At 55.2% G+C, this 15,935-nt stretch carries 13 protein-coding genes; 9 read left to right on the plus strand and 4 right to left on the minus strand.

Features of this window, described 5'->3' with window-relative positions; genetic code table 11:
• Positions 1-180: 180 nt before the first annotated feature.
• The 3 genes from LOC70_RS10040 to LOC70_RS10050 all read right to left on the minus strand — a co-directional run bounded on the left by LOC70_RS10040 (position 181) and on the right by LOC70_RS10050 (position 8,490).
• Positions 181-2,925, minus strand: a complete 2,745-nt coding sequence (locus LOC70_RS10040) for a PAS domain-containing hybrid sensor histidine kinase/response regulator (protein ID WP_230253469.1) — start codon at positions 2,923-2,925, stop codon at positions 181-183.
• Positions 2,922-8,141 carry a PAS domain S-box protein gene (locus LOC70_RS10045; protein WP_230253470.1) on the minus strand — a complete coding sequence of 1,740 codons (5,220 nt, stop codon included), beginning with the start codon at positions 8,139-8,141 and terminating at the stop codon, positions 2,922-2,924. The genes LOC70_RS10040 and LOC70_RS10045 overlap by 4 nt, the downstream gene beginning before the upstream one ends.
• Positions 8,142-8,241: 100 nt before the next feature.
• The gene (locus LOC70_RS10050) at positions 8,242-8,490 is read right to left on the minus strand and encodes a MerR family DNA-binding transcriptional regulator (RefSeq protein ID WP_230253471.1); all 249 of its coding nucleotides are present in this window, start codon (positions 8,488-8,490) and stop codon (positions 8,242-8,244) included.
• A gap of 314 nt (positions 8,491-8,804) precedes the next feature.
• Here LOC70_RS10050 and LOC70_RS10055 point away from each other — a divergent pair, with 314 nt between their 5' ends.
• Complete coding sequence (locus tag LOC70_RS10055) at positions 8,805-9,017, plus strand: hypothetical protein (protein ID WP_230253472.1); 213 nt, start codon at positions 8,805-8,807, stop codon at positions 9,015-9,017.
• Positions 9,018-9,082: 65 nt separating this feature from the next.
• Positions 9,083-9,418 (plus strand): cupin domain-containing protein, encoded by a 336-nt coding sequence (locus LOC70_RS10060; protein WP_230253473.1) that lies wholly within the window; start codon positions 9,083-9,085, stop codon positions 9,416-9,418.
• A 58-nt stretch (positions 9,419-9,476) separates the two neighbouring features.
• Here the strand turns inward: LOC70_RS10060 and LOC70_RS10065 are convergent, their stop codons facing one another.
• Positions 9,477-11,045: a tetratricopeptide repeat protein gene (locus LOC70_RS10065; RefSeq protein WP_449314295.1), complete on the minus strand. Its 1,569-nt coding sequence runs from the start codon at positions 11,043-11,045 to the stop codon at positions 9,477-9,479.
• Between the two features lie 325 nt (positions 11,046-11,370).
• Between LOC70_RS10065 and LOC70_RS10070 the strand changes: the two genes are divergently transcribed.
• The 7 genes from LOC70_RS10070 to LOC70_RS10100 all read left to right on the plus strand — a co-directional run bounded on the left by LOC70_RS10070 (position 11,371) and on the right by LOC70_RS10100 (position 15,781).
• Positions 11,371-12,531, plus strand: a complete 1,161-nt coding sequence (locus LOC70_RS10070; RefSeq protein ID WP_230253475.1) for a hypothetical protein — start codon at positions 11,371-11,373, stop codon at positions 12,529-12,531.
• Positions 12,532-12,801: 270 nt separating this feature from the next.
• The gene (locus tag LOC70_RS10075; protein WP_230253476.1) at positions 12,802-13,188 is read left to right on the plus strand and encodes a hypothetical protein; all 387 of its coding nucleotides are present in this window, start codon (positions 12,802-12,804) and stop codon (positions 13,186-13,188) included.
• A gap of 88 nt (positions 13,189-13,276) precedes the next feature.
• Positions 13,277-13,969, plus strand: a complete 693-nt coding sequence (locus LOC70_RS10080) for a hypothetical protein (protein WP_230253477.1) — start codon at positions 13,277-13,279, stop codon at positions 13,967-13,969.
• Between the two features lie 331 nt (positions 13,970-14,300).
• Entirely contained in the window at positions 14,301-14,468 is a 168-nt protein-coding gene (locus tag LOC70_RS10085) for a DUF1328 domain-containing protein (RefSeq protein WP_230253478.1), read from the plus strand.
• Positions 14,469-14,522: 54 nt separating this feature from the next.
• A complete protein-coding gene (locus LOC70_RS10090; protein ID WP_230253479.1) occupies positions 14,523-14,876 on the plus strand; it encodes a hypothetical protein in 354 nt (117 codons plus the stop codon).
• Positions 14,877-14,999: 123 nt separating this feature from the next.
• Complete coding sequence (locus LOC70_RS10095) at positions 15,000-15,296, plus strand: Rho termination factor N-terminal domain-containing protein (RefSeq protein ID WP_230253480.1); 297 nt, start codon at positions 15,000-15,002, stop codon at positions 15,294-15,296.
• 44 nt (positions 15,297-15,340) lie between these two features.
• Positions 15,341-15,781: a hypothetical protein gene (locus LOC70_RS10100; RefSeq protein WP_230253481.1), complete on the plus strand. Its 441-nt coding sequence runs from the start codon at positions 15,341-15,343 to the stop codon at positions 15,779-15,781.
• Positions 15,782-15,935: the final 154 nt, after the last annotated feature.

Genomic DNA, 15,935 nt, shown 5'->3' on the forward strand with positions numbered 1-15,935 from the left:
GCGGCAGGCAGCGATGCGGCTCAAAACCTAGAACACGATCGTTCCACGTGTGCAAACCGCAGGGACCGCCGACAGTGAACACGGTAAGCAAACCGGCGCGGTAAGCAAGCCGACAGTTCCAATGAACTGGTTCAGAGCACCTTGCTCAGACAACCAGCGACGCCGCAACGTCGCGGGATCTCAGGAGGTCAGACGCGAAATCATCTGGATCAGCTTTTGTTGATCCAGCGGCTTGGTCGTGTAGTCGGTGCATCCCGCGGCCAGACACTCTTCGCGGTCGCTCTTCATCGCATTGGCCGTCAACGCGATGATCGGCAACTTGCAATCACGACGTCTCAATTCCGCCGTGGCTTCGTAGCCATCCATGACGGGCATTTGCATGTCCATCACGATCAGATCAACCGGCGGAGATTCCTTGGACTCGATGAAGTCAATCGCCTCCTTGCCATTGGTGGCGGTGTAAACCGTGCTACCGGCTTTCTCAATGAAGTGCTGAGCCAGATAGCGAATGTCACGCCGGTCATCGACCACCAACACATTGGCTGTCAATCGAATGTCGGACTTCGGAGCTTTCTTCTCCGGTTGGGTGTTCAGGTTGGGTTGGATCAACTTGTCAGCCGCTTTCACCTTCAAGCTCAGCGTGAATCGACTGCCGCGACCGGGCTGACTGGAAACATCGATCTGGCCGCCCAACGCGTGCGACAATCGACGGCAGATCGTCAGTCCCAATCCGGTCCCGCCATAAGAACGGGTGGAAGTGTTGTCCAACTGCGTGAAGGGCTCGAACAGCGAATCCAACTTCTCCTTTGGAATCCCCACGCCCGTATCGATGATGTCGAAGTACAACAAACTCGAACGTTCGTCGTAACGGACGTGCAAATGCACTTCACCGTCATTGGTGAACTTGATCGCATTGCCAACCAGGTTCAACAAAATTTGCCGCAACCGAATCGCGTCCGTGCGAATGGTTTCGGGGATCGGTCCTGCAAACGTGATCTTCAGCGGCAGATCCTTTTCCGCTGCCCGGACATCCATCAATGATCGAACGTCGCCGACGATCGAATCCGGACGAATCGGTTGTTCTTGCAACTCCATCTTTCCAGCGTCAATCTTCGACAGGTCCAAAATGTCGTTGATGATCGTCAACAAGAAGTTGCCATTGCGCCGGATGGTCTCAACGACCAACAAGTTGTCGGGATCCTTCAGGTGATCAATCAAGATGTCAGCGTGCCCGAGAATCGCGGACATGGGCGTGCGAATTTCGTGCGACATGTTGGCCAAGAATTCACCGCGAGAACGGTTGGCCATCTCGGCGGATTGTTTGGCTTGCTGAAGTGACTGTTCGAATAGTTTTCGATCCGTGATGTCTTGGACCGTGCCCACGCGACGAATGACGCGGCGGTTGTCTGCGTTGCCCTCTCGAAACGTACGGCCGGTGTCGATCAACCAGCGGGTCTCTCCGTCGGGCCGAACAATCCGAAACTCAATCGAGTGTTTTTCGGGACCATCCGCAGCCATGGATTGATCCAGCACTTCTTGAAACGCTTCGCGGTCTTTGGGGTGAATCAGCGAAAGGTAACGGTCCGCACTCGGGTTTCCTTCGGGTGGCAAACCAAGAATGCGAAACAGTTCGTCGGACCAAACACTCAACGCATCGGTTTCGTGAATGTCGTAGGTTCCGAATCCGGTGGTCTCGGCTGCCAAACGCAATCGACTTTCACTTGCTTCAATATCGGCAGCACGCTGACGCAGCGATTCTTCGGCGACGTGGCGGTCGTGTACATCGATCACGCTGCCGATGTAGCCTTCGAAGTTGCCTTTGGCATCAAACTTTGGCCGCCCCGCATCGATCGCCCATCGATAGGTCCCTTTGGAAGTGCGAAGGCGATAATCGTGCTCAAACGGTCGACGGCTATTCAAGGACGACATGATGATCTCACGAGTTTCCTCGCGGTCATCGGGATGCACCATGTCCAACCATCCGGTCCCCAGGCCATCCATCTGCGATTGACCGGTGTAGTCCTGCCAACCTCGCGAAAGAAAAGTGCAGGCGTGGTTCACGTCGGTCACCCACAACATCGCCGGCGCCGCGTCGGTCATTTCGCGAAAATACTGTTCGCGTCGGCGGATTGATTCAGCGATCTGCTCATGCTCCGTCGCGTCGTAGAAGTAACACACGACACCGTGACTGCCGTCCGGCAAAGTTGTGCGTTCAATTTCCCATTCGTACGCTTCGATTTCAGAGGTGTCGTTACGATGCTCGACAAAACCCGGTGCCTGATATCGCTCTCCGGTCTTCAACGTGTGTTGAAAATGCTCGACGATCTCCGCAGCGAAATCCGAACGCCATAACGTGTGCATGATGGTTTTGAAGTCGTAACCCTCAATCGGCTGAAACTGGCGAAAGACCTCTTTTGTTCCGTTGCTGACATATCGCATCTTTAAATTGGAATCGACAACGTAAATCCCAAAGGGGCTGTTCTGAACCAAGCTCTCAAAAGTCTCCTGGGAACGCTTCAGCACCTCCTCCGCGTTCTTCTGTGGCGTGATGTCGACCGCCGCCAAGAGGGACGAAACTGGTTTGCGTTCGCCCCCCGTTTCTTCAAACACAATCCTCTTACGAATACTTAACCAGCGGACTTCGCCTGAGCGATGAATGATCCGATGCTCCATCGAGAATTCACCGACTCCCTTCGGGTCCATCGAATCCGCCAAACAGGCTTCGATCTCGGCACGGTCGTCCGGGTGAAACTTCGAATGCACATCGTCACGGCTGATCTTTTCGCCGTAGGGCAGGTCGAACAGTTTGGCAGCATGTTCGTCCGCCGACGCCAATTGCGTGGCGTAGTCGATGTGAATGACACCGATCGATGACATCGAAAGTGCCAACCGAAGTTGTTGTTCTGAGGTGGTAAGTTCACTCATGTCAGTTTGTTTACCAATTGAATGAGTTTTGCTGCGTCAATCGGTTTACTCAGGTAGTCGTTGCATCCCGCTTCCAGGCACAGGTTCATGTCGCCCTGCATCGCATCCGCCGTCAGCGCGATGATGGGACCTTCAAACCCGAGTTCACGTAATTTTTTGGCGGTGGCATATCCGTCCAACGTTGGCATTTGCATGTCCAGCACGATCACGTCCGGACAGTTGTCCTCTTCCATGCATCGGATCACCGTGTCCACCGCTTGTTGACCGTCTTCACATTCATCGACCGTGGCCCCCGCCTTGGTCAAAATTCGTTTACTCAGAAACCGAATGTCTCGGCGATCGTCCACGATCAAAGCGTAGCAGTCCAAGCTGATGGTGGCGTCCGATGATCCCGCAAGTGCCGCGACAGCTTCATGGTGATCATCCCGATGATCCACCAATTCGACGTCCGTCAAATCGCCGGTCGACACACAGAGCGTGAACGTGCTGCCTTCTCCCAGCTGGCTGCGGAACGAAATCTCGCCCCCCAGCATTTCCGCCAATCGTTGACTGATCGTCAGCCCCAAACCCGTGCCGCCAAAGGTGCGGCTGACACTGCTATCGCCCTGCGAAAACGGCTGGAACAACTGCGATTGCTGGTCGTCTGAGATACCAATGCCCGTGTCGATCACGTCCATGCACAACCGATCGGGCGACGACTTCATGCGTACCGCCAAAGTCACGCTTCCCGACGGTGTGAACTTGATTGCATTGCCGACCAAGTTGATCAGAACCTGTTTCAATCGCTTTGAATCGGATTGGATGAATTGTGGCAACTGATCGTCGTATTGGACCGTCAGTTCCAAACCGGCTTCCTTCGCACGGACCTCCATGATGCTGCGAACGTCTTCGATCAAACGACAGGGATCAAACCGCTCTTGCTCGACGTCCAACTTGCCTGCTTCGATCTTCGAAAGATCCAAGATGTCGTTGATGATGTCCAGCAAGTAATCCCCATTGCGACGAATGGTTTGCAGGTGATGCGACGCCTCTTCGTCATGAATGAATTCCTGCAGCAACTCGGCATACCCCAAGATGGCCGTCATCGGCGTGCGAATTTCGTGAGACATGTTGGCCAAGAAGGCACTTTTGGATGCGCTGGCCTCGTTCGCACGTCGTTCACTTTCCCGAAGCGTCTCGGCTTGGACATGTTCCTGCGTGCTATCCCAGTTCACGCCGTACATGCGAGTCACCTTGCCCGATTTTCCTCGGACAATTTCGCCCATGCCGGTGATCCATCGCAACTCACCATCCGGCTTCACAATCCGAAACTCAAACTCGTAATCGCATTCGCCTTGGGTTGCTTCCTCCCAGTGTTCTTTCAGTCCTGCGAGATCCTCGGGGTGCACCAGTGAGAACAGCAGGTCGGGATTGGCTCCGTCTTCCGGCTGCAGCCCAAGCAACTCGTACAGTTCCTTGGTCCAATAGCTTTTCTTCGGAGTCCATTCCCACGCCGCCATGCCGCCGGCTCGCAACGCCATTTGCATTCGACGCGACGCGTTCTTTTTGGCCTGTTCGGACTTCACGCGATCCGTCACATCACGAACGATTCCGACGTACTTGTGTTCGCCGGACAAGGACGTTTCGCTGACCGACAAATCCAAATCGAACGTGGAACCGTCTTTGCGACGACCGATGACCTGTCGTTGATGGCCAATGATGTGCTGCTGCCCGGTTCGGTCGTAAGTCTTTAAATAGCCGTCGTGTTCGCTGTGTTCGGGCTCGGGCATCAGCATGTTGATGTTTTTGCCGATCAATTCATCCAACTCGAACCCAAATATCTTGGTCGCCGCGACATTGACTGAGTTGATGATTCCGCGTCGATCGATGGTGATGATCCCATCGACCGCCGTGTTGAAGATTGCTTCCAAACGCACCGCAATTTCGCGATTTTCAAGCTCGGCCTTCTTTCGGTCTCGAATGTCCACACCGGAGGGGATCAGATATTCAATCTCGCCCTGATCATCGAAGACGGGTGCGATCATGAAATCAATCAACACCCCTTCCTCACCAGCCGAGAACAGTGACACGTCAAAGCGTACCGGTTCGCCCTCAAACGCCTTCTGCATTGCATCTTGCATTTGCTTCTGCACCGCGGCGTCGTAGCTCCACCAAGGTGCTTCCGCGAACGGTTTTCCGATGACGTCGTCTCGCTGCACTTTCGCGATCGCCAGTGACCGATCGTCCACCTCCACCAACAACCCGTCCCGATCGATCACGCCGACCAGCCCCAATTGATTGTTGATCACGCGTCGAAGGTGAGCCTCGCGTCCAGCCAACTCGATACGACTTTGCTTTTGATCGTGAACATCAATGTTCATCCCGACCCAACGCGCGACGCTGCCGTCCGGTCCCCGCTGCGGCGCGGTTCGGACTTGGAACCATCGGTAATCACCGAAACGACTGAGCAGCCGATACTCCATGACCAAAGGACTGCCTTTCGCCACGGCATCGGTCCAAAGTTTCCATGTCAATTCGCGATCGTCTGGATGAATCGCATTCAACCAACCATCGCCTATCCACTGTTCATAAGTTTGGCCGGTGTATTCCCGCCAACTGGGCGAATCCGATTGCACCGTGCCGGCCGCATCCGTGATCCAAACGATCTGTGCCGAGGCACGGACCAACGTTTGGAACAGTTCTTCGCTTTCACTGAGCTGCGTCACATCCGTGAAGGTCAAAACGATCCCGTCGAGATTGCCCGTGTGGGATCGGTACGGCAGCACTCGGCGAATGAATGCTTTTCCTGAGTTTGCCACGATGGTGTCTTCCATCCCATCGGATTTCACCAGCTCATCCCAGGCCGGCAGGGCAGGCATGTCGTGAACATTGGGCACAATTTGCGTCAGCGGACGTCCGATGTCCGTGGCGATCAATCCATAAATTTCCGTCGCCGCGGGAGTGAAACTACGGATCGACAAGTCATCGTCCAAGAAAATGGTGGCGATGCGAGTGCTCCGCAATAGATTCTCCAGGTCCGAATTGGCTCGGGCGACCGCTTCGCTGGTGGTGCGGATTTCCTCTTTTGAGTTTTCCAGTTTTTCATTCGCGGCTTGCAGCCCGCGGTTCATGGCCAGTAACTCGTCGTAGGAAGACTTCAACTCCTCGTTGGTCGCTTCCATCTCCTGCATCGAGCGTTCCAGGTCATCTCGCGTGGTCGCAAGCTCCTGTTCCAATTGTTCGATCAGGTGTTGAGCTTCCTCGTTGGAAAACTCTCGTGGTGGCAGACCTTCGCTCGTGTCGGTGGAACCATCTTTTTCCAACACCGGCACACCGATGTCCTGGAAGACGACCATGAACAATTCCGATTCGTGGCCCAATTGCATCATGGGCTGAATCGTCAGCTTGACTCGTTGGTGGCCTTTGTCGGTGGCCAGATACAGGTCCTCACGAACCACACGCCGCCGATTGACCTTGGCTTCCGCGAACGCACTCCGCAAACCGATCCGCAGACCACGACTGGCCATCTTAATGAGATTGTTCTGAAACAGTCCCTCACCGCTGGAAAGATAAGGACTGGTGTCTGCCAACGAGCACACCACTTGGCCTTCGAGGTCGACCACCACCGACTTCGGTGCGAACTCATCCAAGACAATTCGCTGCAAGACCTGATGGATTTCTTGGCTGTCATCACCCGATGGCAAAATTGCTGCGGGACGCGCCGCTTCCACCGCACTCAAGAAACCTCGTGAATCGCTGCTGGATTCCAACGTTGCACTGCCGCGGCGCTGGTTGATTCGATGGGTCGAATTCACGCTGCGAAATAGCTCGCCATGCGACGAAATCGTCTCGCTGGGTCCGAGGAACAAAAAGCCATTGGGGCGTAGTGCGTAGTGGAACAGCGGGATGAGCTTCTTCTGCAGATGAGGCCCCAAGTAAATCAACAGATTTCGGCAGGAAATCAGATCCTGTCGAGAGAACGGAGCGTCACTGATCAGGTTGTGCAATGAAAACAGAATCGACTCACGCAAATCACGTTTAACGTGATAGCGTTTTCCTCGCTTCACAAAGAAACGCTTCAGCCGCTCGTCGGACACATGTTCGGCGATCCCCAGTGAGTAAACGCCCTGCCGCGCCGTCGCCAACGCTCGCTCGTCAATGTCACTGGCGATGATTTGAAAGGTAGGCAGTTCAATCTCATCGTTTGATTCGCTTCGCTGCGTCTGCCATCGATCTAAATGCTCGTAGCACAACATGGCCAAGGTGTAGGCCTCCTCTCCCGTCGCGCATCCAGGAACCCAAATTCGTACGGGATCCGCCGGCGAACGACCTTGAAAGATCCGCGGCAGCACATTCTCCGCCAGACGCTCGAACGACTCTGGGTCGCGAAAGAATGTCGTGACGCCAATCAGCAATTCTCGAAACAGATTCTGTGCTTCTTCTTGGTCATCCCTCATTCGCGTGAGGTAATCCGCCACGCTGGGAATTTGCAGCACCTGCATCCGCCGCAGGATGCGACGAGTCAACGTCCCGACTTTGTAATGCCGAAAGTTGTGCTTCGTCGCCGCATACAACACGTCAGCGACTTCCGGGATCGCATGCTCGATTTGTTGCAGGATCGTTCCGTCACCAATCTCTTCGGACTGATGGGTCAAGTAGCGAACATAGTCTTTCAGTTCATGTGCAATGCTCTCCGGTGTCAGCACGTGATCGGCAACACCGGTGGTGGCGGCGTTCCGGGGCATCGAATCAAATCGAGCGGAGCTGGATGTTTGCGCGAAAGTCATCCCGCCCGCGTCGCTGATTGACTTCAGCCCCAGCGTTCCATCCGTTCCCATCCCCGAAAGGATCACGCCAACCCCCATGTCACCTTGGGTTTCGGCAATCGAATGGAAGAAGTAATCGATCGGCGTCGCGGTTGACTCGTTCGTCGCCTGCTTGACCACCAATCGAGACGTGCGACTGATCGACAACAAACTGTTCGGTGGACATAGATAAACGTGGTTGGGCTTCAACAATTTACGAGAGTTCACCTCCACCAGGTGCAGAGACGTTGTCTCGGCCAAGCGAAGAGCCAACGGGGACTGCAACTCCGATTGATCCTGCGCGACGAATACCACCGACAAATTGGGCGAATCACCCAACGCCGCCAAAAACTCTTGCAGAGCTTCCAGTCCACCGGCGCCGGCTCCCACACCGACCACCAGTGATTTCGATCGTGTTTGTGGTTCGCTCAAGGAAGTTGACTCTGTCCCTCAGCGGGAGCAACAAGAGAAAGCTCACGGAAGATCGCGAGCGGGGCGGACTCAATTTTGATGGCGACGGCGCGGCGGATGATCATGATTGTCGCTCGGCAATTGCCTGTTCCAAGAACAACTCCAGATCTTCCGGGCGGTAATAGCGATAGCCGGTCAAACGGTTCTTCTGCGGGACCAAACGCCCTGATTTGTCCCAGTTCCGAAGCGTCTCTTTGCTAACGCCGAGAAACGCGGCCGCTTCACCGACTCGATACCAACCATCGAAGCAGGGAGCACAGTGCTCAGTGCGAGTCTCTGTGAAAGTCTCTGTGCGATGCTGTGTGCTCATGGAAACGCTCCAAAGAATCAAACCTTACAAACGACCAAGGACGGAGATTGGACGCCAGAAGGACTTGGTGGTCAATCGACGCGTCGTTGCAAACACTTCGTCAATCTCAGATTGCCACCGCGACTGTTCGTTTAGCGTCCAAACCACCCGGTCTTCGGTCGCTGAGCAACCAACTCAGTCACATCGCCGAGCGACGACCGCGTCGGCATGCTCGCAATCGGATTTGTGGTCCCGGCTCAGACTCGTACCGAACGGCTTTGGCACCTGATTCGCTTCTCTGTGGCTTTTGCGATCGCCACGAACGTCGTCGCGAGATGCAATTCCAGTTCCCATCGTTAGGCAATCCCATGCGCCAAACTCGAGACCTCATTCACTTTTTGCTGCTGACCGCAGCCATGGTTGCCGGCTTCATCGTTTCCGGTTGCGACAACAAAGAAACCGTGCTCGACGTTGACACACCGGACGGCGGTGTGGAAGTCAATCGTGACATCGACGACGGATCGCTTTCTGTTGACGTGCAGGACTGACTCTCGCGTCCCATTGCACGTCGATTCCGAACGCCGCACGTCAATCCAAAAGGTCACACATCATCATGGACATCCCTCAAATCACTCCCAAGGCCACCGCAGAGAAAGGGGCAATGGGACAAATCTATTTGGCAACCGGAAAGCAAGTCGCGTTGCGGCAATGGCAAGAAGCTCCCGGAGGATTCGGTCCGCCCACCAATCGCGAATATGAAACCGTGGGCTATCTGCTGAGCGGCGTATTGGAAATTGAATTTGATGGTGGCATCGCGACGATGAACTCCGGCGACTCTTGGTTGGTGCCGGCCGGCGCCAACCATCGCTATCGGGTTCTCGAACCCATCATGGCAATCGAAGCCACCGCACCGCCCGCCCGCTTCGCTGATCGCGATCATCCCGTCTAAGCGGCGAACACGATCGCCAATGGTTGCTCGTTTATTGGTCGATCGCGGGAACGCTTCTTCAGCGTTTGAATCCAACAAAGAATCCAACTTCGGATCGCTCCGTGTCGAAACTCTCGTTGTCGGATGCGAACCGATCATGTCCGGCCACAGTGGAAACGGACCACTGCTCTGTCCACTGATAGGTTAGCTTTCCGTGCACCCGCCAAAAAATCTCATCACGGCCAATCGGATCCGTGAAGTCAGGGTAGTTTCGATAGCCAACGCCCCAGGTGGGAGTGAATGTCCAGCGGTCCCAGAACGACCAATCGGTTGATCCGTGCAAGTTGACTGACAGATAACGGTAGTCGTCTCCCTTGGTATTGGCATATTCCAAGTCCGTGCCCAACACGAGCATGGGCAACGATTCCCAAGCGGTCCGTTTGAAATGGCTTCCGCCGAAAGTAATCGTTGTCCCGTCCAAGGAAGTCTGGTCCGGCGTCACCCCGTCGTCCTCGAAGTCTGACTGAGCCACCGTGGTGTAGCCGTACCAGGCATTCAAGTCTGGACGGATCACGGTGACGGAAGCGGTTCCCGCGTGCCGATTGCCGACCTGGTTTCCGTCGAAGAAGTCATTCGAGAAAACGTATTCCATTCTTCCGATGACCTCGTTGCCACCGAAGGTGAAGTCTCGTTCTGCGAACGCACCGGGTTGAAAGCTCGCGAGATTGAATTCTTGAAATTGGCTTTCGTTGGCGGTGAAGTAACCTCGAAACAGGACGCCCGCACGCGAAGTTTCATTGCGAAACAGTTTCCAGTCCATATCAGGGCTGGCGTACCACTGGAAACTGGCTTGCTCGTCCTGCGCCAAGTCTCGGCTGATGGGTGTCAACGTGACGTTGGTGTTGTAAAGCAATCCTGTTTCCAAATAGATGCGAAACGCATTGCCGGGTGCCTCTGCTTCCTCTTCCAACTGCCTCAATCGATTCTCGAGATCATCCGATCCGTCGAACGTTTGGATCTCGTAGCCGACGGTCTGCGTGAGCGGATTGGCGGTCGGTGATTGCGAAAACGGGTCGTACGCGGGCAATGGATCCGCTTGCATCGCAGTGTCGGGCAGCCCGCTGGACATCGGCAAGCTTGCAGGTGAACCGGTTGAGATCACGGGTGAACCGGGCAAGATCGCGGGAGCCGATCCATCGGTCGTTGGCATTCCCAGTTGCGCAACCGCATGCGACGGAACCGACACGTTCTCCGGAATCTCCAAACCCATCGCTCGAACTTGGTCCGCATAGGTGCTCTCGGGTGCGATCGCCAACACCTCTTGAAAATGTTGCTTCGCTGCTTCACCACGAGACACCTGTTGGAGCAAGGTTCCCAAGTCGAAGTGAGCCGCCGCGTTGTATGGATCCAACTCAAGGGCTTTGCGAGTCGACGTCACCGCCTCGTCCGTTTGCCCCAACGCTTTTTGCATTCGCCCCAAGCTTCGCCATGAATCGGAATGCCCTGGATTGCTTTGCACCTTCGCCAGCAACATTTCCAACATGCGTAGCTGAGCGTCAGACGGCGCGGCGGGCGATGCTGGCACGCTCGGCAATGCCTGCTCGGCTGCGATTGCCTCGGCTGCGACGGCCTCGATTTGTGTGCCCATCCAAAAACATGTTCCCACGCACACGGCGATTAACCATTGCCGAGTCGTGCGAGCTTTCATCAGGACCTTCCAATCAAGCATTGGGGCAGCAATAGGCAGTGTTTTCAGTGGAGACATCAAACGGACGACGCTTTGGCGAAGTCAGCAATTCCTCTGGCAACGCGGCGAATGGTTTGCTTAGTGTGCCGCTGATCCGAGGGTGAACGTCCGTTCGCTCGCGATTTGTAAACACTGATGCTCAACGGTCGCCACCCCGAAATACGACGGTCGTGTGGAAGGGCCCCAGTCGCCGGCATCGAGAAACTCAAATGGAGTCGATTCACGGATGAAACGTCACACCACCAAAGCTTTGGCCTTCGCATGCATCGTGAGCGCAGGGTCGGTGCAAGCCCAAGGTCTGGACGGAGCTCTTTCGCGAGTTCAATCTCAAGTTCAGCAAAACGTTCAAAGCCAAGTGCAACAACGCGTTCAGGCTCGCGTTCAAAACCAAGTCCAAGCCAACGTCCAAAGCCAGGTTCAGCAGCGGATCCAAGCCAACGTTGCCAATGGCATCCAAGCTCGCGTCGGAAACCAGATCCAAGCTTCCGTTCAAACGGCCGCCGGTCTGGCAGCTCGTGCACAAGCCCAGGCTCGCGCAACAACAAACCAAGCTTCACGAACCAACGTGAATGCAAACGCCAACATCAATGTGCAGGCCAACGCCAACGCAAACGTTGCTGGCAACCGAGCCAACAGCAACACCGCCCTGGGTACCTCGCTGGGCACCTCCGCTCGCTTCGCGGCACCCATCCAAATCAGCAACGCGGAAGTGCAAGCCTACGATTCGGTCTTCGGACAATTCAATCCGCTCCGTTCGTCCGCCGTCTTGCAAGCCGCTGCCAACGCACGGCAGTCAACCGTCGCGCGAAGCGAAGCCCCCACTTCGCCTTCGTCGCCATCCAATCCTGCACCCGAGCAACCTTCCGCTCCCGAAACGACCGGCCCTCAGTCACCCGAGACTCCTGAATTCGCCGGTGGCTCTTTGCTGGGCAATGCCAACGCCCGTGCTCGCGGCGTCGCAGCGGTTGCTTCGCAAGCCAACGGCAACTTTGGCGTCGCCGGTGTGCTGGCTTCGGACGTCGACTTCTCGTCGTTGATTCGTGTCGCCGCTCGCCAACGTCGTGCTGAAATCGCTCAAATGCGTGATCAAGCTTTGGCATCAGCCAACGCGGAATTGCTCGCCCAGGCCGATGCGATGGAAGCACAACTGGACGCCTTCGCGACCGCGCAACAAGAGGCACTCGTCTCCGCACAATCGACTTCACAAGAATTGCAAGCGACCACCCAAGAGCAATTGAGCGCCGCTTCCTCGGTGAACGGTTCGGTTCAAGCCAATGGACAACTCAACACTCAAGCGGCAACCACGGGAACCGCCAACACCGCCGCTGGCGCAGCAGGTCAAGCGGAAGCATCCGCGGCAAGCGCTGCCGGTGGAACCATCCGCTGATTGCCATCACGACAACCCACTAGCTGAGAAGGCGGGAGTTTCGACTTCCGCCTTTTTTCGTGGACCAATGGCTGCTGGTCCCAACAGCCAAAACGTCCATTAGCCCCCTAACTTTTCCTTGACACAAATTCGCATTTTCGGCCAAAACCAGTTCGTTGAATTGGTATGCGAATTGCCATTTGAGCCCCACTGCAAAGCTCGCTTTTGCGAACGCTGGAACACCTCCCCACTGTGGGCCCATCTCTCCTTCTCTCACTCGAGGAACAAACCATGAAATCAATCACCTCTTTGATGTTGGCCGCGTGCATGATGTTTGCCATCGGCTGCGACGAGTCCGCTTTCGACCAGGAAGCCGACGCCCTTCGTGACGCCACCCAAGAACAGGCCGAAGACATCCGGGACCAATCCCAGGCCGCCGCTGAACAAACACGTGAACAAGCTCAGCAAAAGGCAGAAGCCATCCGAAACCAAGCTGAAAATGCTCCCGAAAACGCGGAGGATGCAGCGGAAAACCGAGCTGATAAGATTGAGGAGCGAGGCGAGACCAAGGCTGACCAAACGGAAAGTCAAGGCGAGCAAAAAGCCGACGCGTTGGAAGACGCTGGTGAACAGAAAGCAGATCGTCTCGAAGAAATCGACGAAGTCGAAGCCGAATGATCCCGCTGTCGTTCTGATAGTTCAACCTTGCAAATGCTTGGTGGTCGTTGGGCTGCCAAGCATTTTTTCTTTTGGATCGAGTTGTTCGATGCGTCATCCCCTCGGAATATCCACGCGCCTCGTGGTCGCTCTGGCTGCGATCGTTCTTTTGGCGGTCGCCGCCACCATTGGTTTTCTTTCGCTCAGCTCGATCGAACATCTCGCGAAAGGCTCAGCGACGCACACCGTGTTGCTGGACTGCGAGTACGAAAAGTTTCGGCAGATCATGGTTCGCAAAAACGCAACCGCGGCGATCGTTGAACAAACCGGAATGAAGCTACTGGAAGAAAAACTAGAAGACCTTCAACTGGACACACAACAAGACGACCGACCACTCCTGAACGCCATTCGCGGCCAATCCAAAGCGGAAGTGCAAGCTGTCAAACGATTGCGAGTTTCTTTGGATGACCCTCACATCGAAGCCGACGAACTGATGCTCCGCCAACGAGCGGACATTCAAAACACCTCGATGGAAGTGATCACTCAGTCGGTTGCCGCTGCTGAGAATCTGGAATCCTACGCAACAACTTTGCGTGCGACGCCCAGCGGGCAAAAGACCAACGTGGAACTAAGCGTGTCTTTGGAAGTCCGCGTCACTGTTCCCAAAGCCTTCACCGGGCGAGCCGACCGTGAAGTTCAAAAGTCAGCAGAAGAAGGTGTTCAAGAACAAGCCAAAGGTCTGCAGCGTTTCGTTGGTGAACACGCGGGCAAACGCTTCATCCTGCCTGACCTGGGCGGTTGATCATCCACCAACGCGGTCAATCGCATGATTGACGACCGCGCCGCGGCCGAGCTCCGGTCTTCTCTCACCGTCAATCACTGCGACCTGCGGTCGAAAAACAAACGAATTGAGTGCCCAGCAATCAACTCAGTGGTTTATCTTCGTTGGAACGTGCGTTTGCAATTGGCGAACTCGGACGGGCTCGTGGTCCAGCATCGATTTCTCAGCGATTTCGTCTGCATCGACCGATTCTGAAATGCTTCGGCACGGGAATCGCTTTCTCCTCAGGTAACAACGCGTCAAGCACGATGCACGTGCTTCGCGTCAACAAACTAAAACCTGGAGAAAGATCATGTTGGGTTGGGCTTTGACGTTTTTGGTAATCGCACTCATCGCAGCCGCGTTGGGATTCGGTGGCTTGGCTGGAACCGCCGCCAGTGTCGCGAAAATTTTGTTCATCGTCTTCCTCGTGCTGTTCGTCATTGGATTGGTGATGGGACGTCGCGGACCAACGGTCTAAGCGACGTTGGGACTTTCGGAACGGTCCATAGCAAACCTCCATCAAGGAACTGAGATGAGTCAGGAACTCAACCCGCAATCGGAACAAGCGTTGGACGAACTGGCCGATCTTGTTTGCCAATCATTGAAAAATGAAGGCGATGATTTAGTTCATCGACAAGACGGACTTCTGAAGACGCTTCTGATGAGCGGACATCATTGGAAATCGGATGAAACGGTGATGACCGAAGTCGAGCGGCGAGTGAAAGATCGCTGCGGCGACACGGCCATGCACCGTGGCGGCGAATTGACCGCTTTAACATCGCGATTGAGCCAGAAGTTTGGATCGTTGCAGCGTTGGGAAAGCAAGTCTCCTTCGGATGACTCGCCAGCCAAACCAGCCAACATCAGCTCGGCCACCGATGCCTGAACAGGACTGCTGACGGGCGAGCAAAACTCTCTCCGTCAGCGATCGCATTTCAGCAAGCTGGCTGATCGACTTACTTCACGCCGGATTTCTTTACCAAACATCAATTGGCAATGCAGGAGTCACATGGCCACGTGGACAGACAAAGACGAACGTCAGTACGAACACATCAAGGAAAATGAGCTTGATCGTGGGAAAGACGAAGAGTCCGCGGAAGAAATCGCCGCTCGGACCGTCAACAAGCAACGACGGAAAGAGGGTCGTACTCCCAATCAAATAACACAGGGGACGGGCAATCCACACACCTCCCTGGAAGACCGAACGGTGGATGAACTTCACAACTTGGCCTCGGAGTTGAAAGTCGAAGGCCGAAGCAAGATGAACAAATCGGAATTGATCGAAGCCATACGCCGAAAACGTTGATTCAAAACGTCGGCGGATCGGAAGCACTCAGAAAGAAAGGAAAGATGATGTCGACGGAGTTAAAAGAAGTGGAAGGGTTGCAGTGGGTTCGCGTTCGTGACGCGATTCAGAAACGTTGGCCCGAGATCAACAAGCAGGAGTTGGCTCAATGCCCCAACAACCTGGATCACCTGACGGACTTCGTGAGCAAGCGAGTCAGTGATTCCCAGGAGGAGATTGAGTCGGTCGTGCGTGAGTTCGCTCCGCATGAATCGCTCATCGATCGAATCAGCCACAACGCAACGGATCAGGTGGGACGAGCAAGCGAATCAGCCCGTTTCGCTGTGATGCGTGCCGACGAATGCATCGCGGAACGTCCCACTCAATCGGTGCTGGCTAGCTTTGCAGCCGGCTTGATTCTCGGCGTCACGGTCACCGCCTTGTGGTTGCACCAGAAACCCGAGCCCTCACGCTGGGAACGATTGAAAAGCCAGTCTTGGAACTGATCGCAGAACGCAAATTGGGTGTCGCTGATATTTCTTCTTGCAGCCAGCCCTTTGCGAATTGAGACGAATCACAGAAAGCCGGTCGATGTCCCAGCAGAGGACGTCGGCCGGCTTTTTTTGATGTCCAAAACGTTAGACTGTTGCCCGAGGCGAA

The organism is Rhodopirellula halodulae, from assembly GCF_020966775.1.
Lineage (GTDB): Bacteria > Planctomycetota > Planctomycetia > Pirellulales > Pirellulaceae > Rhodopirellula > Rhodopirellula halodulae.

What these genes read in the sequence shown, in the direction of transcription:
- LOC70_RS10040 (WP_230253469.1), bottom strand. Translation starts at nt 2,925, where the DNA reads ATGAGTGAACTTACCACCTCAGAACAACAACTTCGGTTGGCACTTTCG.
- LOC70_RS10050 (WP_230253471.1), bottom strand. Translation starts at nt 8,490, where the DNA reads ATGAGCACACAGCATCGCACAGAGACTTTCACAGAGACTCGCACTGAG.
- LOC70_RS10055 (WP_230253472.1), top strand. Translation starts at nt 8,805, where the DNA reads ATGCAATTCCAGTTCCCATCGTTAGGCAATCCCATGCGCCAAACTCGA.
- LOC70_RS10060 (WP_230253473.1), top strand. Translation starts at nt 9,083, where the DNA reads ATGGACATCCCTCAAATCACTCCCAAGGCCACCGCAGAGAAAGGGGCA.
- LOC70_RS10065 (WP_449314295.1), bottom strand. Translation starts at nt 11,045, where the DNA reads ATGGGCACACAAATCGAGGCCGTCGCAGCCGAGGCAATCGCAGCCGAG.
- LOC70_RS10070 (WP_230253475.1), top strand. Translation starts at nt 11,371, where the DNA reads ATGAAACGTCACACCACCAAAGCTTTGGCCTTCGCATGCATCGTGAGC.
- LOC70_RS10075 (WP_230253476.1), top strand. Translation starts at nt 12,802, where the DNA reads ATGAAATCAATCACCTCTTTGATGTTGGCCGCGTGCATGATGTTTGCC.
- LOC70_RS10080 (WP_230253477.1), top strand. Translation starts at nt 13,277, where the DNA reads ATGCGTCATCCCCTCGGAATATCCACGCGCCTCGTGGTCGCTCTGGCT.
- LOC70_RS10085 (WP_230253478.1), top strand. Translation starts at nt 14,301, where the DNA reads ATGTTGGGTTGGGCTTTGACGTTTTTGGTAATCGCACTCATCGCAGCC.
- LOC70_RS10090 (WP_230253479.1), top strand. Translation starts at nt 14,523, where the DNA reads ATGAGTCAGGAACTCAACCCGCAATCGGAACAAGCGTTGGACGAACTG.
- LOC70_RS10095 (WP_230253480.1), top strand. Translation starts at nt 15,000, where the DNA reads ATGGCCACGTGGACAGACAAAGACGAACGTCAGTACGAACACATCAAG.
- LOC70_RS10100 (WP_230253481.1), top strand. Translation starts at nt 15,341, where the DNA reads ATGATGTCGACGGAGTTAAAAGAAGTGGAAGGGTTGCAGTGGGTTCGC.